This is a genomic window from Caballeronia sp. TF1N1, from assembly GCF_022878925.1.
In the GTDB taxonomy this organism is placed as follows: Bacteria; Pseudomonadota; Gammaproteobacteria; order Burkholderiales; family Burkholderiaceae; genus Caballeronia.
This window is the reverse complement of record NZ_CP084628.1, coordinates 695927-722450: the sequence shown is the minus strand read 5'-3', so window position 1 is coordinate 722450 and position 26524 is coordinate 695927. Positions and strand designations below refer to the sequence as shown.

Annotated in this window: 17 protein-coding genes; 9 read left to right on the top strand and 8 right to left on the bottom strand. The window is 60.3% G+C overall.

Annotated features, from left to right (window positions below):
- Positions 1-84 precede the first annotated feature (84 nt).
- Entirely contained in the window at positions 85-1494 is a 1410-nt protein-coding gene (lpdA, locus tag LDZ28_RS24015) for a dihydrolipoyl dehydrogenase (RefSeq protein WP_244831023.1), read from the top strand.
- 6 nt (positions 1495-1500) lie between these two features.
- On the opposite strand, the gene LDZ28_RS24010 is transcribed toward lpdA, so the two are convergent.
- On the bottom strand, positions 1501-4986 hold the full coding sequence (locus LDZ28_RS24010) for a response regulator (RefSeq protein WP_244829886.1): 3486 nt from the start codon (positions 4984-4986) through the stop codon (positions 1501-1503).
- 437 nt (positions 4987-5423) lie between these two features.
- On the opposite strand from LDZ28_RS24010, the gene LDZ28_RS24005 reads away from it, so the two are divergent.
- Positions 5424-5723, top strand: a complete 300-nt coding sequence (locus LDZ28_RS24005; protein WP_244829885.1) for a DUF4148 domain-containing protein — start codon at positions 5424-5426, stop codon at positions 5721-5723.
- A gap of 37 nt (positions 5724-5760) precedes the next feature.
- On the opposite strand, the gene LDZ28_RS24000 is transcribed toward LDZ28_RS24005, so the two are convergent.
- The 6 genes from LDZ28_RS24000 to LDZ28_RS23975 form a co-directional block, all read right to left on the bottom strand.
- Positions 5761-6087 (bottom strand): hypothetical protein, encoded by a 327-nt coding sequence (locus LDZ28_RS24000; protein ID WP_244829884.1) that lies wholly within the window; start codon positions 6085-6087, stop codon positions 5761-5763.
- A gap of 93 nt (positions 6088-6180) precedes the next feature.
- Positions 6181-6399 carry a hypothetical protein gene (locus tag LDZ28_RS23995; RefSeq protein ID WP_244829883.1) on the bottom strand — a complete coding sequence of 73 codons (219 nt, stop codon included), beginning with the start codon at positions 6397-6399 and terminating at the stop codon, positions 6181-6183.
- Positions 6400-6478: 79 nt separating this feature from the next.
- Positions 6479-7222, bottom strand: coding sequence for an acetoacetyl-CoA reductase (gene phbB / locus LDZ28_RS23990; protein ID WP_244829882.1), 744 nt, complete (start codon positions 7220-7222; stop codon positions 6479-6481).
- Positions 7223-8054: 832 nt separating this feature from the next.
- Positions 8055-10370, bottom strand: coding sequence for a cytochrome P450/oxidoreductase (locus tag LDZ28_RS23985; protein WP_244829881.1), 2316 nt, complete (start codon positions 10368-10370; stop codon positions 8055-8057).
- Between the two features lie 80 nt (positions 10371-10450).
- Positions 10451-14089 (bottom strand): autotransporter outer membrane beta-barrel domain-containing protein, encoded by a 3639-nt coding sequence (locus LDZ28_RS23980; protein ID WP_244829880.1) that lies wholly within the window; start codon positions 14087-14089, stop codon positions 10451-10453.
- Positions 14090-14362: 273 nt separating this feature from the next.
- The gene (locus LDZ28_RS23975; protein ID WP_244829879.1) at positions 14363-15706 is read right to left on the bottom strand and encodes an Nramp family divalent metal transporter; all 1344 of its coding nucleotides are present in this window, start codon (positions 15704-15706) and stop codon (positions 14363-14365) included.
- A 211-nt stretch (positions 15707-15917) separates the two neighbouring features.
- On the opposite strand from LDZ28_RS23975, the gene LDZ28_RS23970 reads away from it, so the two are divergent.
- From LDZ28_RS23970 to LDZ28_RS23945, 6 genes are all read left to right on the top strand, one after another.
- Positions 15918-17894: a phage integrase family protein gene (locus LDZ28_RS23970; RefSeq protein ID WP_244829878.1), complete on the top strand. Its 1977-nt coding sequence runs from the start codon at positions 15918-15920 to the stop codon at positions 17892-17894.
- 155 nt (positions 17895-18049) lie between these two features.
- Positions 18050-19228 carry an AAA family ATPase gene (locus LDZ28_RS23965; RefSeq protein ID WP_309848244.1) on the top strand — a complete coding sequence of 393 codons (1179 nt, stop codon included), beginning with the start codon at positions 18050-18052 and terminating at the stop codon, positions 19226-19228.
- Positions 19229-20200 carry a ParB/RepB/Spo0J family partition protein gene (locus LDZ28_RS23960; protein ID WP_244829877.1) on the top strand — a complete coding sequence of 324 codons (972 nt, stop codon included), beginning with the start codon at positions 19229-19231 and terminating at the stop codon, positions 20198-20200.
- 316 nt (positions 20201-20516) lie between these two features.
- Positions 20517-21842, top strand: coding sequence for a replication protein O (locus LDZ28_RS23955; protein WP_244829876.1), 1326 nt, complete (start codon positions 20517-20519; stop codon positions 21840-21842).
- 249 nt (positions 21843-22091) lie between these two features.
- A complete protein-coding gene (gene rpoD, locus LDZ28_RS23950; RefSeq protein ID WP_244829875.1) occupies positions 22092-24095 on the top strand; it encodes an RNA polymerase sigma factor RpoD in 2004 nt (667 codons plus the stop codon).
- Between the two features lie 141 nt (positions 24096-24236).
- Complete coding sequence (locus tag LDZ28_RS23945; RefSeq protein WP_244829874.1) at positions 24237-24635, top strand: hypothetical protein; 399 nt, start codon at positions 24237-24239, stop codon at positions 24633-24635.
- Positions 24636-24815: 180 nt separating this feature from the next.
- On the opposite strand, the gene LDZ28_RS23940 is transcribed toward LDZ28_RS23945, so the two are convergent.
- Positions 24816-25520, bottom strand: coding sequence for a glutathione S-transferase C-terminal domain-containing protein (locus LDZ28_RS23940; protein WP_244829873.1), 705 nt, complete (start codon positions 25518-25520; stop codon positions 24816-24818).
- A 400-nt stretch (positions 25521-25920) separates the two neighbouring features.
- On the opposite strand from LDZ28_RS23940, the gene LDZ28_RS23935 reads away from it, so the two are divergent.
- The gene (locus LDZ28_RS23935; protein ID WP_244829872.1) at positions 25921-26418 is read left to right on the top strand and encodes a hypothetical protein; all 498 of its coding nucleotides are present in this window, start codon (positions 25921-25923) and stop codon (positions 26416-26418) included.
- The last annotated feature ends 106 nt before the right edge of the window (positions 26419-26524 follow it).

Here is a 26524-nt window from a genome sequence, read left to right as displayed (position 1 = left end):
CCCGCCGCCGAACAACCGGCCGCTGCCGCGGCGCCCGCGCCCGCGCCTCAAGCCGAATCCAGCGAGAAAGCCGATTACGACGTCATCGTGATCGGCTCCGGTCCCGGCGGCTATATCGCCGCGATCCGCGCCGCGCAACTCGGCTATTCGGTCGCGTGCGTCGAAGAGTGGATCAACCCGGCCGGCAAGCCGAAGCTCGGCGGCACGTGCTTGAACGTCGGCTGCATTCCGTCGAAGGCGCTGCTCGCATCGTCGGAAGAATTCGAGAATGCGCGACTGCATCTGGGCGATCACGGCGTGAACGTCGAGAACGTGAGTTTGGATCTGAAGAAGCTGATCGGCCGCAAGGAAGCGATCGTCGAGAAGATCACGGGCGGCGTCGAGTTCCTTTTCCGCAAGAACAAGATCACCTGGCTCAAGGGCCACGGCAAGCTCGCGGGCAAGGCTGGCGGCAACTTCACTATTGAAGTGAGCGGCGGCGACAAGGACGGCAGCCATACGGCGAAATACGTGATCATCGCGACGGGTTCGAAGGCGCGTCATTTGCCGAACGTGCCCGTGGATAACCGCATCGTCTCCGACAACGAAGGCGCGCTCGCCTTCGATTCCGTGCCGAAAAAGCTCGCCGTGATCGGCGCAGGCGTGATCGGTCTGGAACTCGGTTCGGTGTGGCGGCGGCTCGGCGCGGAAGTGACCATACTCGAAGCGCTGCCGGACTTCCTAGGCTCGACCGACACCGCGCTGCAAAAGGAAGCCGCCAAGCAATTCAAGAAACAGGGATTGACGATCCACCTCGGCGTGAAGATCGACAGCGTGAAGACGAGCGACGCGGGCGTCTCCGTGTCTTACAAGGACAAGGACGGCAACGCGGCGACGCTGGATGCGGACCGTCTGATCGTCTCCATCGGCCGCGTGCCGAATACGGCCAATCTTGGTCTCGACTCGATCGGGCTCGCCGCCGATGAGCGCGGCTTCATCCCCGTCGATGGCCATTGCGCGACCAAGGTGCCGAACGTCTACGCCATCGGCGACGTCGTGCGCGGCCCCATGCTTGCGCACAAGGCCGAGGACGAAGGCGTGCTGGTGGCGGAGATCATCAACGGTCAGAAGCCGCACATCGATTACAACTTCATTCCTTGGGTGATCTACACGCATCCGGAGATTGCATGGGTCGGTCAGACCGAGCAGGCGCTGAAGGCCGAGGGCCGCGAGTTCAAGGCCGGCCAGTTCCCGATGATGGCCAACGGCCGCGCGATGGGCATTGGTGAAACGGACGGCTTCATCAAGGTGATCGCCGATGCGAAAACCGACGAGATTCTCGGCGTGCATATTGTCTCGGCAAACGCGTCGGATCTGATTGCCGAAGCCGTGGTGGCGATGGAGTTCAAGGCGGCGTCGGAAGACATCGGCATGATCTCGCACCCGCATCCGTCGCTGTCGGAGGTGATGCGGGAAGCGGCGCTTGCGGTGAACAAGCGCGCGCTCAACATCTAAAGCCGCTCAGACTCGCCGCGGCATCCACACCCGCAATAGCGAATACAGCCGATCCACATCGATCGGCTTCGCCAGATAATCGCTCGCGCCCGCGGCGAGGCATTGCTCCTGATCGTCCTTCATCGCCTTCGCGGTGATCGCGATGATCGGGAGCTTCTTGAAGCGCGCATCTTCGCGGATGCGTCGCGTCGCTTCCAGTCCATCCATGCCGGGCATCATCACGTCCATCAGTACGACGTCGATGTCCGCGTGCCGGTCGAGCGCCTCGATGGCCTCGAAACCATTGCGGCCGATCGCCACTTTCAAACCCTGATGCTCCAGCGCGCTCGATAACGAAAAGATGTTGCGGATGTCGTCGTCCACCAGCAGCACGCGGCGTCCGTCGAGCACGCGGTCGCGCGAACGCGAGACGTGCAGCATCGCCTGGCGATCCGCCGACAGGTCGGATTCGACCTTGTGCAGGAAGAGCGTGACTTCATCGAGCAGACGTTCCGGCGAACGCGCACCCTTGATGATGATCGACTGCGAATAACGCATGAGTTCCGCTTCTTCGTCGTGAGTCAGATTGCGGCCCGTGTAGACGATCACCGGCGGAAACGACAAGGCATCCGTCGACGCCATCTGCCGCAGCAGATCGCCACCTTGCATGTCGGGCAGCTTCAGGTCGATGATCATGCAGTCGAAGATGGTCGTCTTCAGCAACTCCAGCGCGTCCTTGCCGAACTCGACAGGCGTGATTTCCACGTCCTGATCGCTGATGAGCTCGACGATGCTTTGCCGCTGCCGCGCATCGTCCTCGACCAGCAGCACGCGCTTGATCTTCTGACTGCTCTTGTCGGCGAGCCGCTGGAAGATGCCCATGAGTTGTTCGCGCGTGGTCGGCTTGACCGCGTGGCCGATCGCGCCGAGGTGCAGCGCGGCCTCGCTTCTGTCCGACGCCGACACGACATGCACGGGAATATGCCGCGTCTTCGGGTTCGCCTTCAACTCTTGCAGCACGACGAGCCCCGAGCGATCCGGCAAGCCGATATCGAGCAGAATCGCGCTCGGCGAACGTTCTTGCGCCAGCCGCAGCGCTTCGCCCGCCGTGCCGCTCACGATGCAGCGATAACCCAGCTCGTGGGCCAGATCGAGCAGCACTTGGGCGAAGCTCGCTTCGTCTTCGATGACGAGCACGAGGCGCCGGCCGGCGGCTGCGGCGTCGAGCCGGTCGTCGTCGATCACGGGCGTCGGTGTGACCAACGCGGCCACGTCATCGAGTGGCGCACTGGGCGTCTCCGCCGGAACGGGCGCGGGTGCAGGCACGGGCGCCACGAGTTCGAGCGCGTTTTGCACGGGCGGCGTGAGGGCGTCATAGATGACCGGCATCGTGAGCGTAAACGTGCTGCCCATACCCGGCGTGCTCTGTAACGCAATCGACCCGCCGAGCAGATGCGCGAGACTGCGCGAGATCGACAAGCCCAGACCCGTGCCGCCGTAGTGACGGCTCGTGGTGCCATCGGCTTGCTGGAACGCTTCGAAAATCGCTTCCTGCTGATCCGGCGCAATGCCGATGCCCGTATCCGTCACGACGAACTGCACCGCGTCCTTGCCCGCGTTCTTCAGCGTGAGCGAGACCGTGCCCGAGTCGGTGAACTTCACCGCGTTGGCGAGCAGGTTCTTGAGTATCTGCTCGAGCCGGCGGAAGTCGGTCGTGAGCGTCGGATATTGCTCGATGTCGTTGCGCAGTTCGAGCTTCAGCTTCTTCTGGCGCGCGAGCGGCTCGAAGGTGCGCGAAAGCGTATCCACGATGCGCTGCACGGGCACATGCTCGATGTGCAGATCGAGCTTGCCCGCTTCCACCTTGGACAAGTCGAGAATGTCGTTGATCAGATTGAGCAGATCGTTGCCCGCCGAATAGATCGTCTGCGCGTACTTGATCTGATCCTGCGTGAGATTGCCGTGCTTGTTCTCCGAGAGCAGTCTCGCGAGAATCAGCGAGCTATTGAGCGGCGTGCGCAACTCGTGCGACATGTTCGCCAGGAACTCGGACTTGTAGCGGCTTGCGCGCTGCAAGGCCTCGGCGCGCTGCTCCAGCACTTCCTGCGCCGAGTTCAGCGCCGCGTTGCGTTCGTCGAGCACGCGCGCCTGTTCCGCGAGTTGATCGTTGGTCTGTTCGAGCTCGGCCTTCTGGTTCGCGAGATACACCTGCGCCTGCGACAGCGCGTTGGTCTGTTGCTCCAGTTCCTCGTTGGTCGTGCGCAGTTCTTCCTGTTGCGTCTGCAACTCTTCGTTCAACTGCTGCGTCTCTTCGAGCACTTGCTGCAAGCGCTCGCGATACTGCGCCGCCTCCACGAAGTCGCCGATATTCCCCGCCACCGACAACATGAACTGGCGCTCGCGTTCCGTGAGCGCGTGCATCGCGCCGAGTTCGATGGCGCCGTTTGCCTCGCCCTCGTTTTCGATCGGGACGACGACGAGGCTCGTCGGCGTGGCCGAGCCGAGCGAAGAGGTGACCTTCCAATAGCCGGCCGGCACTTCGTCCACGTTCGTCAGGCGCTTCGAATGCACGGCCTGCCCGACGAGACTCTTTACGCCCGCGAGCGTCTGCGGCGACGTCTCGCTGTCCGGATCGAAGCCGAAGCTCGCGGTGCGCCGGAGCGCGCCGTCGACATCGACGACGTAGAACGCGCCTATCGATACCTTGAGGTAGTCGGCCAGAAAGTCGAGCACCGTCTGGCACAACTGGTCGAGCGACTGCCTGCCGATCACCTGCGCCGCGAGCAGCGTCTGCCCCTCGCGCAGCCACGCCTGCTCCTGCAACGCGCGCGTCTGCTTCTCGTGTTCGCTGAGTGCCAGGCCATACGCGTTCGAAAGCTGCAAGAGTTCGCGGCGGCCGAAGACCGCCAGAATCACTGAAAGCGACAGGCTCAGCACGAGAAACACGATGACGGTGATGGTCGTCAGTTCCTTCGCCGACTCCACGCGCTGAATCCGCAGCGTCTGCTCGATGTTGAGAAACGCGTCCAGCTCGCGCACCGTCTCGGCGCGTTCCGCCGCACCGCCTCCGGCACGCATCTGCGCGAGCGCATTGCCGTTGGCGCGACGCTCGGCGATCACGGCATCGGCGACCTTGTCCCATTGTGTCTGCAACGCGCGGATGCGGATCATGCGGTCCACTTGCGGCGTGTTGTCCGAGACGAGCGCGGCGAGCGTATCGATATCGGCGGTGAGCTTGGGTTTGGCGGTCTCGTAAGGCGCGAGGAAGCTCTCGTCGCCGGTGAGCAGATAGCCGCGTACCGCGCTTTCCTTCTCGCCGACGAGCCGCCCGATTTCCTGCGTATTGCCGATCACGCGTTCCGAGTGCTCGACCCAGTCGATGCCTGAGAGCAGATACAACACGAGAGCGACGAACGCGACCGCGGTGACGATACCCGTCCCCAACGGCAGCGCGATATTTCGCAAGAGAATGCGACGAAACGTGGTTTCATCGACACCGGACCGCAATGGCATGGACAACTCCGATGGATATGGTTTCGTGAATGACGCTCGGTACGCGGCGCACGTATTTGCGCGCTTCGGCCGACGCGCATGTGAAGATTTTTTTCAAATCAGGCCGGTGCGAATCATAACCGGTCGGCGCTTGGAAACGCTTGACGGCGCTTGAAGGCGCTTGATTGGCGCTTGATGGCATCGCCCAATACGAACACGCCTTTCGACCCGCGACGTTGCCCAAACCGGCACGTCCGTTCGCGCTCTTTCACTTTGCTGAACAATTGCGCGGACCACCTTACAATGCACGGCAGCGGCGGGCGGCGCAATCCAAATGGTGAGCGCACGCCGGTCGCTTCGCTTTGGCTGTTCGCTGGTGCTTCTGATTGTGACTGTGCTTATAACCGACCTCGGCGGCCGGTCCCGGCCGCACGAATCAATCGACTTTTGGAGAGGATATGAAAGCAACGCTTGCCAGTAAGCTCGTCGTTTCCGTCATCGTGGCTGCATTCGGTGTTTCCGTCGCGCCGCTGTCTTTTGCTCAGACCAGCAGCACGACGGACGCGACTCAAGCCGCACCGTCGACCAAGGCGCAACGTAAAGCCGCCCGCAAGCAGGCACGCGCGAAGAAGAATGCCGAGCTGAAGAAGCTCGAAGACGCGGGCTACAACCCCGCGAAGCGCGATGATTCCACGTATCCGCAAGACGTCCAGAACGCTCAGAAGAAAGCGGGCATCGGGCAAGGCGCCAGCCAGTAAGTCGCTGTGAAGCTCCCGCGCCTTCGGGTGCGGGAGTTTAATCGCGCGCCGCTTGCTCCGCGCGCGCCACGCAACTGAACGATACCGTCGAGGTCTGTTCTTCGAGCGAGCGTATACCGCTCGTCGCTTCGGATCGGATCGACACGCGTTGATCGCGTTGCTTGCAGTAATCGTTGGCGGCGTCCATTGCGGCACTGCGCGCGGTCGACCAGGACATGCGAGTGCCGGTCGCCTTGCCGGTCACGGTGTAGACATCTGGCTGCGAGCCGGCCGTGACTTCGCTCGTGGTCCCGCACGCGGTGAGTGAAAGAGCGAACGCGAGCGCGCCGCACAGACGCGCGAGTGTGAAGAATGGTAAAGACATACGCTTGAAATGAGCCGTGATTGATGTACGGCCCGCATATTACAAGCGCCCGCGATTTTCTTCACGGGTCAGAGGAAACAAAGCGCCTGCGCTTCAGGATTGCGCGATGCGATCGAGCAGCCGCTGAAGCCGCGTATGCTGACTCGGCGCGAGTCCCGGCGTCGATAGCGCCTGCACGACGCGGTTGCGCCAGTAAGTCTTCGAAAAAAGCGAATTCGCGCCTTCGAGATTCAGCACCTGTTCGAGATGCTCGATCGCGGAATCGAGATGACCGATGTTGTAGACGGCGGCATCCGCGCTGAGTTGGTTCATGGACTCACCCGTATCGACATGTCGGACGTCATCGACGCGCCACGCGCGCTTGAACGCATGACGCGTCGCTCCTTGCTCATCAATGCATGTGCTGGCCGCCGTTGATGGCGATATTCGAGCCAGTCACGAAGCCCGCGTCTTCCGAGCACAGGAACGCGACGAGCGCCGCGACTTCTTCCGGCTTGCCAAGTCGCCCGGCTGGAATCTGCGGAAGGATCTTCGAGTCGAGAATGTCTTGCGGAATCGCGGTCACCATCTTGGTGGCGAGATAGCCCGGCGAGATCGTGTTGACCGTCACGCCCTTTTTCGCCACTTCGAGCGCGAGCGACTTGGTGAAGCCATGCATGCCCGCCTTCGCCGCCGAATAATTGGTCTGCCCGACTTGCCCCTTCGATCCATTGACCGACGAGATATTGACGATGCGGCCCCAGCCGCGCGAGACCATCTCCTCGCAAACCGGCTTCGTCATATTGAAGACGGAATCGAGGTTCGTGCGCAGGACGGAATCCCAGTTCACCTTGCTCATCTTCTTGAAAGTCGTGTCCTGCGTGATGCCCGCATTATTCACGAGGATATCGACGGGACCGACTTCATGCTGGATTTTCGCGACGCAGTGCTGGCTGGAATCGTAATCGGCGACATCCACTTCGTAGGCGCGAAAGGCGCGGCCCTGACGATCCATGTTCGCGAGCCATTCGGACGCCGACGCGTTTCCCGGCGAATGCGTCACGACGACAGCGAAACCCGCATCGTGCAATTTGATGCTGATGGCTTCGCCCAGTCCGCCCATGCCGCCCGTTACCACTGCAATTCGCTTGGTCATTGATGATAGCCCTCGTTACGTTTCTCTCAGATTGATGATGTTCAACTGCTTCTCGCGCCGCACTTTTGGTTTGCAGTCTCGCGGCGCGAAGATGTCATGCAAAAGCATGCTTGCCCGAAATGTTCAGAAAGCATCCTCCAGTTCGCGACGATGCAGCCTTTAGCGCGTTGCGCCTATGCATTCGGTCGACGCAACGACAAATTCAGTAATGTCGATTGAGGAAGTTTTGCACCAAATAGCTTGCAAAAATCGAGTGGTCCATTTAATGGACCTTATTGAAAATCTCTCAGGTTCAGCGTTTGCCCTCGCGTACCTCCGGCTGTGCAAGAATCGCGAGCGAGCGACTCCGTCGCACGGATATCGTGCGAATGCGCAAACGGAGACGTGAAGTTGTTCGATGAATGTTGCTTGTGCGTCGCACCAATTGAGACTGATTTTAAACGACAAAGGTGGACAATAAATTACATATTACTAGGTAATAACCCTAGTTGGAGTAAAAAGTCCTTTGAATTGCAGCAGATGCATTGTCTAAAGGACCGCACGGCCGTTCATTAATCATCTTATTCAGTCAAAATCTTGCATGACATTAACCCGTCCGTATATGGACGGGTATCTGCAGATAAGAAGTGTGATCACAACTCACTATTTGGATCGTTACAAATATGCTTTGGTTATCACAAAACATTCCGAAAACTTATACGAACGATGACGGAGCGGAATATCAACATTTCACCTTCGGGTTAATCGGCTTTACGATTGATAAAGATCGGGCGTATGAACGACCTTTTAAATGCGCTCGAGCGCCGCACAGAAAGTTCGCCCCAGCCGATTATCAAAGCTCCAAAACGAGCCGCGGTCCTTTCGCGCGTGAGCAGCATGTCATCATGCGTCGATTCGATTGCCGCTCTGCTCTAGTCAGGACCACATCGCGATGATCGATTTCTCCTTCGAGCACGCGCACTTCGCAAGAGCCGCATAAACCTTCTTCGCAATCGCTTTGCACATCGACGTTTGCGCGCCTCAGTGTCGCAAGCAAAGTCTCCCCCGCTCCAACCGTCAGCGTGAAGCCGGAGTCCTTCAGTTCCACTTCGAACGCGTGCTCGCTGCCAGGATCGAGTGCACTGAGTGTCGATTCGAAATGTTCCGTGGTGAGCGCGTCTTCCGGCCACGCGTCGCTGACTGCGGCGAGCGCATCGAGCATGCGCGCGGGACCGCATGCATAGACTTGCGTGCCGCCATCGACGTGCAGCGACGCGAAGTCGATGCGCTCGCCTTCCGCCGACACATACACACGCAGACGGTCGCCATGAAGCGCGGTGAGTTCATCGACGAACGCCATCGACGCGCGCGAGCGGCCGCTGTAGTGCACTTCGTATTCGATGCCAACGGCGCGCGCGCGCCGCGCCATCGCACCGATCGGCGTAATGCCGATACCGCCCGCGATCAGCACGAGCCTGTCAGCGGTCTCGTCGAGCCGGAAGTGATTGCGCGGCCCGCGAATGCGCCAATGCGCGCCGGGCTTCACATTGCCGTGCACCCATGCCGAGCCGCCGCGACTCTCCGTTTCGCCCAGCACGGCGATCTCGAACACGCCGCGCTCGTCCGGGTCGCCGCACAGCGAATACTGCCGCGATAGTCCCGTGTCGCCGCAGACGACATCGATATGCGAACCCGCCGTCCAGCGCGGCAGCGCGCGGCCATCGGCGGAAGCGAGACGCACGCGCACGACGCGATCCGCGCACGCCTCCACGCTTTCGACGATCACCGGCCGGCTCACCGCATGCGCCGACGGCTCGCCGATCCGCACCACTTCGCGCGCCTCGCGCACCGACGCGTCCGCGCGCTCCGGGTTCATCGCCGGGTCCCATTCCACGAACACGTGCTCGGGTCCGCGAAACGATGTGTTCGGCACATAGGTAAAGCGCTGCTCCGCGAGCTTCATGTGCGGCAAACGGCGCGTGAGTTCGTCGAGGAAAATCTGCATCTCCATGCGCGCGAGATTCTTGCCCATGCATTGATGCGCGCCGTAGCCGAAAGTCAGTTGATCGCTGGCGTTTTCGCGGCGGATGTCGAAGAGGTCGGCGTCGGCGAACTGATGCTGATCGTGATTCGCCGATGAGGTCACGATCAACAGCTTCGAGCCCGCCGGTATCGCCATGCCGCCGATGACCACGTCCTTCGTCGCGAGCCGCCGCCACGCCGCGACCGAACCGTTGTGGCGCAGGCATTCCTCGACCGCGTTGGGAATGAGGCTCGGGTCGTCGCAGATGTCGCGCCACGCGTCGGGATGTTGCAGCAGCAGCTTCATGGCGTTGGCGGTCGCGTTTGCGGTGGTTTCGTGCGCGGCGACGATACCCGCCATCATCATCGAATGCAGATAGGAGTCGGTGACGACCTCGGGGTGCTCCTTTTGCTTGCGGATGCCGTACTGCATCCAGCCGGGACCGGACGGATCTTCGCGCATCTTGTCGAGCACCTTGCCAGCGTACTGCCAAAAATTGCCGACCGCGTGCGCCACGGCGACCTGCTCTTCGGGCTTCGGACGACCCCATGTATTGACCGTATGCGCGATCGAGTAGCGGCGCAACGTGTCCATGTCTTCCTCGGGCACGCCGAGAAAATGCAGCGCGACGGTGAGCGGCACTTCCCAGAGCATCTGATCGACGAGATCGGCGCGGCCATCGTCGATAAAGCGATCGACGTAGCTGCGCGTGAGCGCGCGGACCATCGGCGCGTGATGCGCGAGCTCGTCGGGCGTGAAGGGCTCCATCAGCGCGCGGCGGCGCGGCATGTGCGCGGGCTCGTCTTCGTTGACGAGCGTGCGGTTGAGCGCAAACCCGTAGGACGCGAGGACGGCGTTGGCTTCGGGACCCGTGGGCGTGATCTTTTCGAGCGCGATCGACGGACTGAACGTGAGGTTGTCGCGGAAGATCGCCTTGATGTCGTCGTAGCGCGTGACGATCCAGTAGCCGAGCTTCGGACTATAAAAGACGGGCTCCTGCTCGCGCGCCCAGCGAACATATTCGGGCGGATCTTGCTGATAGCCGTCGCCGAAGGGATCGAAACTGGCCGCGCGCGAGCTGACAGGGCAGCCGTTCGGGGCGAGAGAGGCATCGTCGTGCAGGGGGCATTGCGGCGCGCTGCTCATCTTCGTCTCCTGTGTTCGTGCTCTTTTAGTCTCCAATAGTATCCATGGAGTCACGCGAGCGAACAGGTTTCAACGAGCGCTCACCACTTCCACCGCACGCCGAGACCGCCTTCGATCGCGCTGCGACGCGCGCCGCCGATATTCGTCGTGTAGTTCACGTTGGCGAACGCGCTGCCGCGTGCGCTCACCTTCGCGACGATACCCGCGCCGAGTTGCGCGGTCGTGGCGGATACGCTCGTCGGAATCACGGTCGATGCGGCGAAGGTCACGGTATCGGTGGCGCCGAAGTAGCGCCAGAGGTTCGCGCGCAAATAAGGCTGCCACGAAGTCCCGGCCGCATCGAAGTTGCCGAACAAACGTAGGCCGAGCCGCCCGATCAGACCGCTCGCTTCATCGAACGATACGTGCGAGATGCCGTCATCGATATCGTCGAGACTCGCGTGCTGCCAGATCAGTTGCATTTGCGGCTCGATGCCGAGGCCCGCGGGCAGCGCGATGGGCAGCCCTGCTTCGAACGATGCGGCGAATGTCGTGCCGTGTGTGCTGGCGCCGACGCCGCGGTTCGATACCGGATCGGCGGTGAGCGTGCTGCCGAGCACGACGGCATCCGTGTACCAGCCGCCGGGGCCGATGTGCGTCCAGTAGAGGCCGGCGCTGTAGGCATCGACCGAGAGATGGCCCACGGCTGAGTTGGGGAAGCCGAGCGCGAAGCCGCTGACGTCGCCGCTTGCGCGCGCGAAGCCGAGGAAAAAGCCATAGTGATTGCGATGACCGGTGGAGCTGGCATCGGCGTACACATCGTGTCCAACTTGCGCGCCGCCGATTCCACCGCTGAATTCCGGGTCCGCCGCGCCGCTGTTGCGCAGCGTCGCGTGGCCGCCCCAGACGCGCGCCCATGCGGCGGGCAGCGCGCCGGTTTCGCCTAGCAATGACTGCTCGCCCTGACGTTCGTGGAATGTGCCGATTTGCTGGATCGCCAGTTCGCGCATGATGATCGGCACTTCGGTGTAGACGGGCACTTCGGTTCGATAAAGCGGCGTCGGAGCCGCGCCTGGCGGTGGCGGCGGCGGAAGCGGTGGTGTTCCGGCGGCGGCGGTTGGAGTCGGTGGGTTTGGTGTCGGTGTCGGTGTCGGTGTCGGTGTCGGTGTTGGCGTTGGTGTTGGCGTTGGCGTCGGCGCTGGCGTTGGCGTTGGCGTTGGCGTTGGCGTTGGCGTTGGCGTTGGCGTTGGTGTTGGTGTTGGCGTTGGCGTTGGCGTTGGCGTTGGTGTCGGTGTCGGTGTCGGTGTCGGTGTCGGTGTCGGTGTCGGTGTCGGTGTCGGTGTCGGTGTCGGTGTCGGTGTCGGTGTCGGTGTCGGTGTCGGTGTCGGTGTCGGTGTCGGTGTCGGTGTCGGTGTCGGCGTTGGCGTGGGCGTCGGTGTCGGTGTCGGTGTCGTGGGCGTAACCGGAGCCGGAGGCACGCTCGACCGCAGATACCAGTTGTCAGCCGTTCCATCACTGACACCGCCCTTGAACAGGTAATACTGGAAAGCGCCCGCCGCTACCGGATGCGCCAGCGTGAACGCGCCCGCCGATGTCGTCGCGCCGTTGGTTGCCTGCACGACCTGGATCCCGTCGTTCGCCGTGAGCCCGCCAGCGCCGCCGACGTTAGTTACGCCAATCGAAGTCGTTCCGGCGCCCACGCCTTGCGCAATCACGAGTCTGTCGCTCGGCGCGCCGTCCGCGCCTACGACGCTCTGCACCAGCAGCCGGCCGTTGTTGCCCGTGTAGTTGCCATTCACGACGAACGCATCGCTTATACTCGGCCCGCCGTTCGTCAGGTCGATCGTTCCCGCGTTGTTCAGCGTAACGAGTTGTCCGGCGACGGCGGGCTGGATCGCCGCGCGCCCGATGCCGCCCGCCAGAATCGTGCTCGTCGCATCGAGATCGAGTAATCCGGCGCCGGTCGTGGTATCGCCGAGCGTCAGGCCGTTTGCATCGAACGTGAGTTGCGTTGCATTCGATGCAGTAATCGTCTCCCAACCGACGAAGCGGTTCAGCCCGCTCACTTGCGAATTGTCGAATGTCAAAGCGTCGATGCCCGCGCCGCCGTCGATGCGCGTCGTCGCGGCGAATGTCGCATCGGTCAGATTGCGAATCGTGGCAGTGTCGTTGCCCGCGCCGAGCGACACCGGCCCGCTAATCGCGCCGCCGCTCCAGGCGAGCGTGTCCGCTCCGCTTGTCGTCGTCACGCCCTGACCGATCGTGCCGCCCGTGATGGTCAGCTTGTTCGTGCCGCTGCCGAGATCGACCCGTCCGCCAATCGTCCCGCCCGAAAGCGAGAAAGTGTCGTCGTTCTGGGCGGCGGTGACGTTGCCGTCGATTTGTCCACCGGACATCGTGAAGACGTTGTTGCCGATGTTCAGGTCCGCTGTGCCAATGCGCCCGCCCGTGATTTGCGCAACATCGCCATTCGCGAACACGCCGACGATGCGTCCTCCGGACATCGTGAGCGTGTCGCGTCCATCGCCTTGATCGAGCGAATCGACCTGGCCCGCCGTCATCGTGAAGGCGTCAATGCCATCGCCCTGGCGAACCTGGCCCGTGACCGTTCCGCCGTTCATGTTGAACGTGTCGCTTCCGGTATCGGTGCGCACGGCAACGCCCGCGCTTCCGGCAATCACGCCCGTATTGCTGATCGACACGTTGATGCGCCCGTTCGCCACGACGGCCTCACCGGTGTCGCCGCGAATCGTCCCGGAGTTGCTGATCGTCTCGGCTCCGTTGGCAATCGTCACGCCGGTCGCGCCTTGAATCGAGCCGGCGTTGTCGAGCGTGCCGCCGCCGTTCGCTGCGATCCCGCTTGCCTGCTGACTCACGATGCTCGCGCCCGCCGCATTCACGAAGGACACGCGCCCGGTGATGGAGGCGCCCGTTCCGCCAGCGCCTCGCGCGGTGATCGTGCCGGTGTTGGTGATCGCGCCTGGCGAGGCATCGAGCGAAGCGATGCCATGCGCGCCATCGCCCGACACGTCGATCGCGCCATTGTTCGTGATGACGTTGCCGCCCGCACTGGCGTTGACAAAGACGCCGTGCGCCAATGCACCGGTCGTCGTGATCGTGCCGTTGTTCACGAGGGAATCGCCATGCATCACGGCGGCCATGCCGTACGAGTTCGCGCCGCTCGTGGCGACGCCTCCGTCATTGATCAGCGTGCCGCTGCCCGAACTTTGAGAGTCGATCATCGCTGCGGCGTTCGCACCGTTCGTGCGGATGACGCCCGTCGATTCGTTGTGGATCGTGACCGCGGCAGCGGAGTTGAAGATGCCCGCTGCGCCCGAGCCGGTGGTAAAGACGGCGCCGCGGTTCAACAGCGTATTGCGACCGGCGCCAATGCCTTGACTGGTCATGGCATTGGCGCCGCCAGCGTTGATCCGCAGCGTGCCGCTGTTGCTTGCGAGGCTCGTGTCGCGGATGAGGATGCCGCTGTTGCTACCGACATCGAGTTCGGCGCCGGGCAACACTTCGATCGTTACGTTGACGCTGCCTGAAACCGCGATGACCGGCAAGGTCGAGGGATTGGGCACGCGGGTATCGCACGTAGCCGTCTCGCCGGATTGCGGTGCGTTGTTATCACATGCGCCCAGAGCCGGCAGCGCGCGCGAAAGACAAAAAACACCGAACGCGAGCGATAACCCTCGAACGAGCGGCGTCAGGTGAACAGCGGGCCTCAAGCAGTTCATGTTTTTTCCGACGCCCCGACTGTTTCGTTTTTCCTGGCGCGGATGCGGAGAGTTGCACGCACGCCAACGACCGACTCACCTGCTACCACGGTGCAAAGGTCAGGTTAGTGCACGGGTTTCATTTAAGCAAAGCATGCTGAAAAATCTATCGCGTCGGCGTTTTCAGGGACTTCGTCTCTGATGGATGGTCGTCGGAAGGCTTTGTGCCATCACTCCGTCCTTAAGCCATTTCGACGACTCTGCCGATCTATCTATATAGAGGACGTGGCGCGTTCAAACGAAGAAGGTATCGACGAGCAGTTTCACGTTGAGCACGACGATCACCGCCGCAACTAGCCACGCCAACGCGGCGGTCCAGCGCGAAACGACGAAAACACCTAATTTGCGTCGGTCCGAAACGAATCGGACGAGCGGGATGACGGCAAAAGGCAATTGCATCGACAGGATCACCTGACTCAGGACGAGCAGATGCGTCGTGCCCTTCTCTCCATATAGCGCGGTAACGACAATGACCGGCACGATAGCAAGACCTCGCGTGATGAGCCGTCGCGCCCAGTTCGGAATGCGCAATCGCAGAAAACCTTCCATGACGATTTGGCCGGCGAGCGTCGCGGTGACGGTCGAGTTCAGACCCGACGCGAGCAGCGCGACCGCGAACAAGGTCGATGCAATGCCGAAACCCAAAAGCGGCGACAAGAGCCGGAACGCTTCCTCGATCTCGACGACTTCGAAATGGCCCTTCGCGTGGAACACGGCGGCGGCCACGATCAGAATCGCCGCGTTGACGAAGAGCGCGAGGGTCAGCGCGATCGTGCTGTCGATGGTCGCGAAACGGATCGCCTCGCGGCGGGCGGGAATCGAATCGCCGAACGCGCGCGTCTGCACCACCGACGAATGCAGATACAGGTTGTGCGGCATGACCGTCGCGCCGAGGATGCCAATGGCCACGTACAGCATTTCGCGATTCGTCACGATTTCCGTCGATGGCACGAAGCCGCGCATGACCTCGCCCCAAGGTGGCGCGGCTGCGGCGATCTGCAAGGCAAAGCAGCCTGCTATCACGACGAGCAACACGATGACGAACGCTTCGAGCAGGCGAAAACCCTTGTTGATCAGGAAGAGCAGCAGGAAAGCATCGAGCGCGGTGACGAGCGCGCCGGCGATCAACGGAATACCGAACAGCAACTTCAACGCGATGGCCGTGCCGATGACTTCGGCCAGATCGCACGCGATGATCGCCGCCTCACAGGCGAGCCAAAGTGCGAGATTCACCGGTTTCGAATAATGATCGCGGCACGCCTGCGCTAGATCGCGGCCGGTCGCGACGCCGAGGCGCACGGCAAGCGATTGCAGAAGAATCGCCATCAGATTGGAAAGAAGGATGACGGCGAGCAGTGTATAGCCGAAGCGCGATCCCCCCGCGATGTCCGTCGCCCAGTTGCCCGGATCCATATAGCCGACGGAGATCATGTAGCCTGGCCCGGCGAAAGCGAGAAAGCGCCTGAACCACCATCCGCCCACCGGCACGCGCACCGACGCGAAGACCTCCGGAAGACTCGGGCGGGGAGCGTCGTCCTCTCCCGATTGCTTCAACTCGGGGCGTCTGGGTTCGCGCATCGGCACGTCTCTCCTGAAAGTCCGATATGAACGTGCTGGAAATATGCGCTTTGCGAATTGAACATTCAAGCTGACGGTTCGTTCGACGTCGGCCTTCGAATCGCACAGTCTGATAAATCCACTTATCAGACTGTGCGATTTTCCTTGTCAAATTCGAAGCTGGTTGATAACCTTTCCGCAAATAGTTGAATACAAAGGGAAATCAAGCAGGATGGCAACAGCTAACCCGGCGAGTATAACCAATCCGGCTGCGGACACGCCCCGCTTTTCGCCCACGCGCCGCCTGACTCGCCAACACTTTGCGCTGTATCGCGGCTATTTAGATGGCGTCTCCGAAGCGAAACTTCACGCGTCTTACGGCGATGCCGGTACGGATGTCCGTACCACGCGTCGGCTTATCGTCACGTTGCGCGACACGCTTTCCGTGCTGGCCCGACGCGCGCACGACACCGACGCCGCTTATCTTTTACGGTTGCGGCCGGGCAGTATCCCGCTTTTCGAGCCGCCACAAACGCAGGACACGCCATCGCTCGATGAATACCGTGAGCGGATCGACCCCGACGGCGTCTATCGCGAAGCCGAATTACTAGCGCTCTACGAGGAAGAATATCCGCCCGGAGCCACACCGGCGCTGGATCGGCGGGCTTCTCGCAATCTCCGGCTGCGACGGCGGCAGACCGACGCGCTTTCGCGAATGGAGGCAAGTCTCGCGCAAGAGCCACGGCCGGATCACCCACTGGACGGCTGGTTCGAACCGGCTGTGACCGCGCGGCTCGCGGCGGCCGGGCTTTCCACCGTCGGGGACGTCGTTTCGCTGATCGAAACCCGGCGCCAGCGCTGGTACACGGTGGTTCCGCGACTCGGGCCTAAAGGCGCGCAGCGAATCGTGGACTGGTTGCAGCTTCACGCGCACGCGCTTCGCCATACTTTTTCACCGTTGGCTCTTGTGCCGCGGCGCGATTGGCCGGGTGACGCATCGGCACGAGGTTCTGAATGGACCGGGTCGCGGGACGAGACGCTTCGGATTGCCCCGCTCGAAGCGCTGCGAGTTCCTGCGGCGCTCGATGGATCGAAGGGGACGAATCGACGGCCGTCAGAATTTGGCACGGATCTGCAGGCGATCCACGCGTGGCTTGCAGCGCGATCGGCCAGCGCGCACACGCAAAGGGCTTATCGCCGGGAAGCAGAACGGTTGCTGCTCTGGGCCTTGGTGGAAAAACACAAGCCGATGTCGTCTTTGGACGAGGCCGACTGCAACGAGTACATCACGGCTTTTTTACCGAATCCGCAGCCTTCCGCGCGCTGGGTGGCAAAAGGTCGCGTCGATCGATGCCTTTCGAGCTGGCGGCCTTTTGCCGGGCCACTTTCTGATCGAAGCCGGGAATCCGCGCGCGCAATTTTAAGCGCGATGGGCGCGTGGCTAGAGGCGCAGGGGTATCTGGCGACAAACCCATTTATTGGACAGACGCGTGTGGCCGAGCCGCCGGTCTTCGACGCCGTGGACCGCTCGCTCGATACGGATCAGTGGCAGATTGTGCTGCAGTCGGTATCGCGCGATGTCTATGGTTTCGCCGAGCATCGTGACCGCTTGGCGCTGCTTTTGGCGTATGCCACCGGCATGCGTCGGGGAGAACTAGCCGCAGCGACCACGGACGCGCTATCGGTCGGACGGCTTTCCGGCGTTGCCGGTCCGATCTGGCGAGTAAGCGTCGCGCGTCAGCGCGGCGAACCAAGAACAGTGTTTTTGCCGCCGGCCGTTGCGGAAGCGCTGATCGAAAATCTGGCGCTTCGCGGTTTGTCTGATCCCTTGGCCTGTCCAGAAGGCACGCCGATTCTCGCGCAGACTCGCGGCGGCAACGCCCTTGGGCCGGATGGCATCGGCAAACTGTTCAAGCGGGTGTTCGCAAACGCGGCCGCTCTCGCCGAGGGTCATGTTCCCGGCTCCGGGAAGCGCCTCGCACAGGCCAGCACTCATTGGATTCGACACACGCACTCCGTTCATGCGCTCACGCACGGCGCTGCGTTACCGGAGGTCAGCGCTAACTTGGGTCATTCGAAACTTTCGACGACGAAGGTTTACCTGGAAAATCAGGATTCGTCCAAACTACTAGGCGTCGAACGATTGATTCGCAGGGCAACATTGGCTGCTCAAGGGCCCTTGTCGACTGATTCGCTGCCCGTCAAGTAAACGTCGTGTTGTAAAAACGCCCGATTTCGGGATAAAACAACTTCAGAGTTTACTTGAGGTTTATCGGTTAGCCGTTTATTCTTCGGTTTGCAGCATGTTTTCCACAAACCGAAGAATCTATAGCTTACTCAGGCCCGCCAGTGACCGCGAATTCAATGCTAAGCGCTCGGCTTCCCGAAGTCGATCAATCCGTCTCAATCGAGACGCTCTTGGGAGTGGCCGCCCAAGCCACTGACATTCTTAATCAAATCCGCGACGCAATGCTGGAGCCGTATCCCCGCAAAAGCGCGCCGACTTTCACGAGTGCTCAGGTGGCCTCGCTTTGCGGAGTCGATAAGCAGCGGTTTCAGTACCTCACGACCAAGGGTGAACTTCCCGCTGGAACGTCGAAAGGCGCCGGCCGGAGCAAGGAGTTCACGCTTGAAGAAACGTTGACGTGGATTCGGGCGACCAAAGAGCGCGCGCGAAGACCCGAGGGTAAACGCGGACGTATCGTTACTGTCGCGAACTTCAAAGGTGGTGTTGCGAAAACCACTACTGCAGTATCCGCCGCCCAAGCGCTCACTCTGCTCGGCCGGCGCGTGCTGGTAATCGATTGCGACCCGCAAGGCACGACTACGCAGCTTTGCGGCTGGGCACCGGATGCGGAGATCTCCGACGATCAGACGCTGCTTCCACTTATATACGGCGATCAGCAAACGCTGCACTACGCGGTGCAGGAAACCTATTGGCACAACCTGGATCTCGTCCCAGCGTCATCGTCCTTGTTTGACGCCGAGTTCGAGATTCCGGCCAAGGTTCTCAACGACAGCACGTTCGAGTTTTGGGAGATTTTGCGCAAAGGCCTGTTGCCGCTGACGGCGGAGTATGACGCCGTTGTCATCGACACGCCGCCTGCGCTTAGTTACCTCACGATCAACGCCCTGCTCGCTTCCGACGCAATCTTGCTGCCCTGCCCGCCCGAGGCACTCGACTTTGCCAGCTCGACTCAATTCTGGCATCTGTTCGCGGACATCGCGAAGAAGCTGCCCGGCGTGCTCGAACAGAAGCGCTTCGACTTCGTCAATGTGATTCTGACCAAGGCAAAGTCCGACGATGTGTCGCGCGTCGTGCGCGGCTGGCTTCAGAAAGCTTATGGCGATCGCGTCCTTCCGTTCGAGATTCCCGAGTCGACGGTACCGAAGGGCGCTTCTGCTCAGCTGTCCACGGTCTATGACTTGTCGAAGCCCGACGGAAGCACTGCCGCGTACAACCGGTTCAAAGAGCCGCTCGATCGGCTCGCCGAACATCTCGACGCGCAGTTCGTCCGCGCCTGGAATCAATCGGAGGCTTAAATGGGTATCGGCGACAGACTGCTGGCAAAAACTGCAAACATCGGAACCAAGCCGGCCGAGCCAAATCAGCCGCGTGTCACGAGCACGGAGGCGCGGACGTCACCCGGAAGGTTGATGGACGCGCAGCATCGCATCAACACGGCGCAGGCACGCATCAAGGAATTGGAAACGCAACTCGAAGAGCGGGCCGCCTTGGAAGTACCGCTCGACGCATTGATCGAGGTCAGCGGGCGTCGGCGGAAGCTGACCAGCGAGCAGTTCCAGGAACTGAAGAGCAACCTTTCCCAGCACGCTCTTGCGACGCCAATTTTGGTGCGCACGCTTACCGATGGGCGTTATGAAATCGTGGCTGGTCACAATCGTGTGGCCGCATATCGCGAGCTTGGTCGCAACACCATCCGCGCTAACGTGGCGTCGATCGAAGAAGGTGAAATTGAATTTGCGGCGTTCTTCTCGAACCTGCTTTCACCTTCTCTGACCGACTTCGAGAAGTATTGGAATTTCAAACGCCTGCAGGAGCTGAGCGGGCTTTCGCGCACCGAAATTTCGGAAAGCGCGGGACTTAGCAAAAGCCACGTTACCCGCATTTTTTCGTTCGACGCTCTGCCGGAGGCTGCGAAAGCGGCGCTTGCGGAAAAACCGGAAAGACTCGGCAGCAATGCTGCGCAAAAGCTCGCCGCTTTAACGGAAGCAGGCAAAGCGGAAAAGGTCGTTGAAGCAATTCGTCGATTGATTGATGACGAAAATTTCACGCAAGACAAAGCAGTGGCGCTGGCGGCGGAGAAGCCTAAGGCGATCGCGCCTAGCACTACTGTTGTTCGCGCGGGACGGAGAAAGGTCTGCGAGGTCTCAACGAGGAACGGCGTAGTCGGAGTTCGATTCTTTGAGAACGACGCAAGTGACGCCGAGCAATGGGGGCAACGAATTGCGGACTTCATCAACAAGACGTTGACCGAAACCGAAAGAAATTGAGACTCTAGAAGGTTTTACTTTTAAATCAACGAGTTACTTGTAGCCCAGATGACGCCAACCGATGAGCCTACTAGAAACTCGTTAATAATCAATCACTTGAAAAATATAAACGCGAGGCAACGATGTAAGTAATTTGCGTTAGAAAGACAAAAGCCTTCGGCGCCAACCGAAGGCTTTTGAATTCGGGCTCAACTGCTGCTCGCCCGGTCCGCTTCCCGACGCCAATCGGGTCACGAAGTACACAGATCGAAGTTTAGCGGATCGCGATCGGCAGTCAAGCGTTTGTCCTCCATTTTCAAAAATGGATGTACTTGACATGCATATCGCGCAACTTTCCGTTGCAGGCGAGGACTTTTCTCGCCTCGAAAAACACGAATCATCCGAGAACTTTGCGGACCAACAAGCGCTCGATGATTACGCTTGCGATCGATCCAATCTTCCCTGGGTCATCTTTCGAGCCGCTCACCGAGCGAATCATCTCGCCGCGCTACCTGCCCGCGCTCGAGCCTTACTCGCCGCTCTGGCTCGCACTGTCGACGCACGTCGTCCCTACGCGGCAATCTTCGCTCGCCGTGAATTGCTAACCGGCCGCGCAATGCAGTCGATGCGTACGTTCTATCGAAGCCTTGAGGATTTGGAGAAGGAAGCCTTAATTACACGCCCTCCGCAGACTCGCTACGGCGCCGCTGGGCTGTTCGGACGTGCCTACCTACATCTCACGCCAAAGGTCGTTACCCTTCTAGGTCTTGTTGAGTCAGGTAGCGATACGACAACTAATGCTCAAAATCCAAACGAACGGAAATCAAACCGCGAGCAACCTTCTTCTTTGGTTTCGCCGTCTGCCACGGTGGCAGACCGCACTATATATAAGGATCTATACCCTACTAATCAAAAGAGACAACCAGGAAAGCTTCCAGCGGACCTCGAACGCCTGCGCGGTCTGGGCTTTCGTCATTTCCTGATATTCCGGCTCATGCGCGAAGCGTCCGAACACGCCAAGCGTCTGTCCGATGTGGTCGAAGCCTCCTGGAAACACCTCCAACGGGCGAAGCATCCGATCAGCTATCTGCGGGCACTCCTTCGTGCCCCTGTCGACTTTACATACCGCGTGCGGACCATTCACGAAGGAAACGTTGAGACGCAAACTCGAATAGCTCGCGACATCGAACTGCAAAAAGTTTCTGCCGAACTCGCCGGTCAATCTTTTGTGAGCCATGACGGAGCAAGAACATTCCTCGTTTCTGAGGACGCGAAATCCGTCACGACGCATCATCGCGACGAGCGACACCCCCGCACTAGGGCAGGCGCCTGGGCGACCGACTTCCTCGCGGCCATCAAAGCCGGGAAGATCGTTCCGCACACGTCTGATGCGCCGCCAGCGCAAGCATCGCGCTCCAAACCTCAAATCGATGACACACATGAACTGAAGACGTCGACATGCTCACACGCGGCGCAGTCGCGCTTGAAAGCGCTGAAGTTGCTCATACTTGCTAAACAGGCCGACGGGCCAAATGGACTGCCAAGAGCGTTGAACAGTGCGTCCGTCAGCAAAAAAGGCGAGCATCGCAAGTGTCAGCGCATAGGCGAATCTCGAGCCTCGTCGCCGACACTGGCTATGTTAGAGCCCAAGCCGGCATATTGAAAAAACAGCCCACACCGTAACGAATGCTGATATAGTCTAAGGTTGCGCCCGCTAGGGCGAATGGAAGGTGCAGTACGTCGAACTAGACGGGACTGTGCATTTTGCTCGAAGCGATTTTCAGCCACCCGTCCATATAGAGTCAGTAGTTTCGGCAGCGAAAAGCGTGCGCCGAATGCTTACCAAAGTCAGCGAGCCTTTTCGCTCGCGCACGGACCTGTCATCGTCGAGCAAACCTGTCGAGGAGAAAGTATGGCAAGTTTTGATCGGGAAGATTCGGAGCTGGATATTGTCGCGCCGGCGCGCAGGTCCGCGGGTCGACGGGCAGGGAAGGGTAAGGGCCAGACCGGCACGATGCAGCCCGACGTCCCCACGACGGCGGAGCAGGAAGAGGAGCGTCAGCGCCAAATGCGCGCGCTCATTCAGTTGGGCAAGGAGCGGGGGTATTTGACCCACGCCGAAATCAATGACCACTTGCCGGACAACTTCGCGCAAACGGCGGCGATGGAAACCATTGTCAGCACGTTCAACGACATGGGCGTCGCGGTGTATGAGCAAGCGCCCGATGCTGAAACGCTGCTCTTGAGCGATAACGCGCCTGCTGTAGTCGCCGATGAACAGTCGGAAGAAGAAGCCGAGAACGCGCTGCAAACCGTCGATTCCGAGTTCGGCCGCACGACGGACCCCGTTCGCATGTATATGCGTGAAATGGGCGCAACCGAGCTGTTGACGCGCGCTGGCGAAATCGCCATTGCGAAGCGCATTGAAGATGGCTTGCATGAAATGATTCAGGCCATCGCCGCGTGCCCGTCCACGGTCGCCACCATTCTGGCGGACGCGGCTCAAGTCGAATCGGGCGAGATCAAAATCGACGAACTCGTCGACGGTCTGAAGGAAGACGATACGGTAGAAGAAGATATTTCGGCATCCGATACATCAGACACGTCCGAGATTGATACGGACACCGACGAATCCGGCGACGATGAAGACTCCGAAGACGACCTCGAAGGCGGCGATTCCGCTGCATCGAATGAAGCGCGTTTGAAGCAACTCAAAGCGGATTGCCTGGAAGTTTTCGCGCGCGTGAGCGAGCTTGCCGAGCAAGCAAGCAGTCCGAAGAGTTCAGGCGCCGCGGCTTCGAAGGCCGTCGAACGGGCACGCGCGGAGATTCAACGCGAGCTCGGTTCCATTCGCTTCACGGCGAAGACCATCGACCGTTTGTGCGCGGACGTCCAGCAGCAGGTAGCGCAAGTTCGTGAGATCGAGCGTCGCGTGCTGCAAATCGCGGTAGATCGTTGCGGCATGCCGCGCGACAAGTTCGTCGAATCGTTCCCGGGCAACGAGACCGATCTCGAATGGACGGCGCGCACGGCGGCGGCTTCGCGTCAATACGGCGCGTCGCTCGAGCGCAGTTTGCCGGCCATTCAGGCCGAACAGCAAAAGCTCATCGACATCGAAGCGCGTGTTGCCTTGCCGCTCAAGCAGCTCAAGCAGATCAATCGTCAGATGACGGCTGCCGAGTTGAAGATGCGTCAGGCCAAGCGTGAAATGATCGAGGCAAATCTGCGTCTTGTGATTTCGATTGCGAAGAAGTACGTCAACCGCGGCATGCAGTTTCTCGACTTGATTCAGGAAGGCAATATCGGCTTGATGAAGGCAGTGGACAAGTTCGAATATCGTCGTGGCTGGAAGTTTTCGACGTACGCAACCTGGTGGGTTCGTCAGGCGGTGACGCGTTCGCTTGCCGATCAGGCGCGCACGATTCGCGTGCCGGTTCACATGATCGAAACGATCAACAAGCTGAACCGCATTTCGCGTGAAATCCTGCAGCAGACGGGACAGGAAGCGCATCCGTCGGTGCTCGCGGAACGCATGGAAATGCCGGAAGAGAAGATTCGCGGCATCCTGAAGATTGCGAAGCAACCTGTGTCGCTCGAAACGCCGGTCGGTGAAGATGCCGACGCGACGCTCGGTGACATGATCGAGGACCAAGGCGCGGCATCGCCGGCGGATGCGGCCGTGCACGCGAACATGCGCGCCGCAATCGACGATGCGCTCAACGCGCTTTCGCCGCGCGAAGCGAAAGTTCTGCGCATGCGCTTTGGTATCGATACGGCGTCCGACTACACGCTCGAAGAATTGGGCAAGCAGTTCGATGTGACGCGCGAGCGTATTCGCCAGATCGAAAGCAAGGCAATGCGCAAGCTCATGCATCCGAGCCGCGCGGACAAGCTGCGTCCTTTCCTGGATCGCTGATCGTTTTAAGGGCTGTTGAGGCATCGAAACGCGCCGCCAGTTTTGGCGGCGCTTTTCTTTTCGTCCGCGATTTTCTCAACCGTGCGATGTGCCTTTCGGCGCCGACGTCGATGAACACGTCTGCAACGCGTCGATTGCCTTATGCGCAAGGTTAAGCGTTTCCTCACACGCGCGAGTGTTGGCGAATATCGAGCAGCCGCCGCCCGCATCGATTTTCGATACCGCTTTGCGCACCCGATCCAGTGCAAGTTGCGGCGACCCGGTGTCCTTGATGATGCCAGCGAGATCGAACGCGCTGCCGGCGCCGGTTTCGACGTAACCCGGACACTGCGTTTCCGCATGAGCGACCACGCAAATCAACGCAAACACGGCAACGGCGAATCGGCGGCCGGGCCGCGTCGCGGTTTGGGAACAGGAAATAACATTCATGGGTTGCCGGCTCCCGAAACGGTTGCATTGAAAAGGCGCGGTTTGCTTTTATCCACAGCCGCACTGGACAAGCTTGTGGATATCCTGAGCAACGCCGGGGCAAACTATTGATGCGAAAGGCTTTAAACCCGACGTCTGATTTTCGCGCGATGCCCCACATTGTGGACCTGTCCCAGCGAACGCGTCTAACGTGTCAAAAAGCTGCGGCTGGCGCGCGCGTTCGCCCTTAACTGTTTCCGCACGATTTCGGCAATATCGTCAGCGACGGTTGATCAAGCAAAAATCCAACGATCACACGCGCTTCGGAATCTCTAGTCCACGTTGAACCGCCGGGCGCGCGAGGAACACATCGAGCACGCGCTTTACGTTCGCAAAATCGTCGAAACCGACGAGATCGCGTGCTTCATAAAATCCGACTAGATTGCGAAACCACGGAAACGTCGCGATATCGGCGATGCTGTACTCATTCCCCGAAATCCAGTCGCGGCCGGCGAGGTGTTTGTCGAGGACTGCGAGCAGGCGCTTCGCTTCGGCGACGTAGCGATCGCGCGGACGCTTGTCCTCGTATTCCTTGCCGGCAAATTTATTGAAGAATCCGACCTGACCGAACATTGGGCCGACACCGCCCATCTGGAACATCAGCCATTGAATGGCTTCGTAGCGTTGCGCCGGGTCTGCCGGAACGAATTGGCCGCTTTTATCGGCGAGATAAAGCAGAATCGCCCCGGATTCGAAAAGCGGCAGCGGTTGGCCGTTCGGACCGTTCGGATCGATGATCGCAGGAATCTTATTGTTCGGATTCAGCGACAGGAATTCGGGCGACATTTGATCGCTGGTATCGAATCGCACGAGATGCGGCTCGTAAAGCAGCCCTGTCTCTTCCAGCATGATCGACACCTTCACGCCATTGGGCGTCGGTAGCGAGTAAAGCTGAATGCGTTCGGGGTGTTGTGCTGGCCACTTCTGGGTGATCGGAAAATCGACTAAAGAAGTCATGCTGGTTCCAGAAGAAAAGAATTGCTCAATATAGCCGATGGTAATCGACAGCTCGCATCATTAGCTGGCCTGGGCGCTTGCGATTAATTCTATCCAAAGGCCCCGTTGTTTCGCCGACGCGCACTCGGGCCGACTGTCGTTGCACATGCAACTTTGTCGTCCAAACTCAAACACCTCGGGTATCGAAGCAATTCGATCGCGCCTACAAAACCGCACGATCAACTACACGCGCAATTGTAAAAACCACAGCGAAGACAAGCAGTTAGCGCAAACCACCGTCACGATTTACCGCCCCAGGCAGCCGCAAACAAAGACAAGCTAAGAATTTGGCTTGCTTATTGCATTACACAAAACGTAGTCCATGTCGTGTCGATCAACCAACCGTTGAATTGCTGCTGCCATGAAAACCGTCCCTTTCGCGACGCTTACCGTCCTTGCCGCTCTCGCCGGCACGCTGATACCCGGCCTCTCGACTGCCCGTCCGCTCGAAAGCCAGCTCGACTGCCAATCCAGCGCGCATCGCTTCATCGCGCCACTGCGCGACGACCGCTCGATCGACGCTGCGCCGATGCGCGTCGAAGCCAACTCGGTCAACGCGTTCAAGCCGACTCAAGGCAGCGAACTCACGGCCTACGGGTTTCGCGTATATGCCGTGCTCGGCTACGAACAGGGCGATGCCATGTTCAAGCAGGGCAACGGTCGTCCGATCAACGACTCGGCTTACGGCGTAGTCGTGCTCGGCGCGAAAGATACGGTCGAGGATCGCGTGCGCGAGTCCGGCAGCAACGCAATCGTCCATGAAGTCGTGCCGATGATGATGACCGTCGTCTTCTGCGATGGCAGCAACATGCGCAACACCGCGCGCACGGTGGCGACGGAAGCATCGAGTAATCGTTGAAACGTCTTTGAAAGCGCTCGCTGAAAAGCGCCGCGCTTGTCTCCGCATTCGTCGATAATGTTCTTCCAATCGCGCGATGCACTCACAAGGGTGCGCGCGCACCACA

Coding starts and splice junctions, on each gene's coding strand:
- LDZ28_RS24010 (WP_244829886.1), bottom strand. CDS start 4,986: ATGCCATTGCGGTCCGGTGTCGATGAAACCACGTTTCGTCGCATTCTC.
- LDZ28_RS23995 (WP_244829883.1), bottom strand. CDS start 6,399: ATGAACCAACTCAGCGCGGATGCCGCCGTCTACAACATCGGTCATCTC.
- phbB (WP_244829882.1), bottom strand. CDS start 7,222: ATGACCAAGCGAATTGCAGTGGTAACGGGCGGCATGGGCGGACTGGGC.
- LDZ28_RS23960 (WP_244829877.1), top strand. CDS start 19,229: ATGGGTATCGGCGACAGACTGCTGGCAAAAACTGCAAACATCGGAACC.
- rpoD (WP_244829875.1), top strand. CDS start 22,092: ATGGCAAGTTTTGATCGGGAAGATTCGGAGCTGGATATTGTCGCGCCG.
- LDZ28_RS24005 (WP_244829885.1), top strand. CDS start 5,424: ATGAAAGCAACGCTTGCCAGTAAGCTCGTCGTTTCCGTCATCGTGGCT.
- LDZ28_RS24000 (WP_244829884.1), bottom strand. CDS start 6,087: ATGTCTTTACCATTCTTCACACTCGCGCGTCTGTGCGGCGCGCTCGCG.
- LDZ28_RS23975 (WP_244829879.1), bottom strand. CDS start 15,706: ATGCGCGAACCCAGACGCCCCGAGTTGAAGCAATCGGGAGAGGACGAC.
- LDZ28_RS23985 (WP_244829881.1), bottom strand. CDS start 10,370: ATGAGCAGCGCGCCGCAATGCCCCCTGCACGACGATGCCTCTCTCGCC.
- LDZ28_RS23965 (WP_309848244.1), top strand. CDS start 18,050: ATGCTAAGCGCTCGGCTTCCCGAAGTCGATCAATCCGTCTCAATCGAG.
- LDZ28_RS23955 (WP_244829876.1), top strand. CDS start 20,517: ATGCATATCGCGCAACTTTCCGTTGCAGGCGAGGACTTTTCTCGCCTC.
- LDZ28_RS23945 (WP_244829874.1), top strand. CDS start 24,237: ATGCGCAAGGTTAAGCGTTTCCTCACACGCGCGAGTGTTGGCGAATAT.
- LDZ28_RS23940 (WP_244829873.1), bottom strand. CDS start 25,520: ATGACTTCTTTAGTCGATTTTCCGATCACCCAGAAGTGGCCAGCACAA.
- LDZ28_RS23935 (WP_244829872.1), top strand. CDS start 25,921: ATGAAAACCGTCCCTTTCGCGACGCTTACCGTCCTTGCCGCTCTCGCC.
- LDZ28_RS23970 (WP_244829878.1), top strand. CDS start 15,918: ATGGCAACAGCTAACCCGGCGAGTATAACCAATCCGGCTGCGGACACG.
- LDZ28_RS23980 (WP_244829880.1), bottom strand. CDS start 14,089: ATGAACTGCTTGAGGCCCGCTGTTCACCTGACGCCGCTCGTTCGAGGG.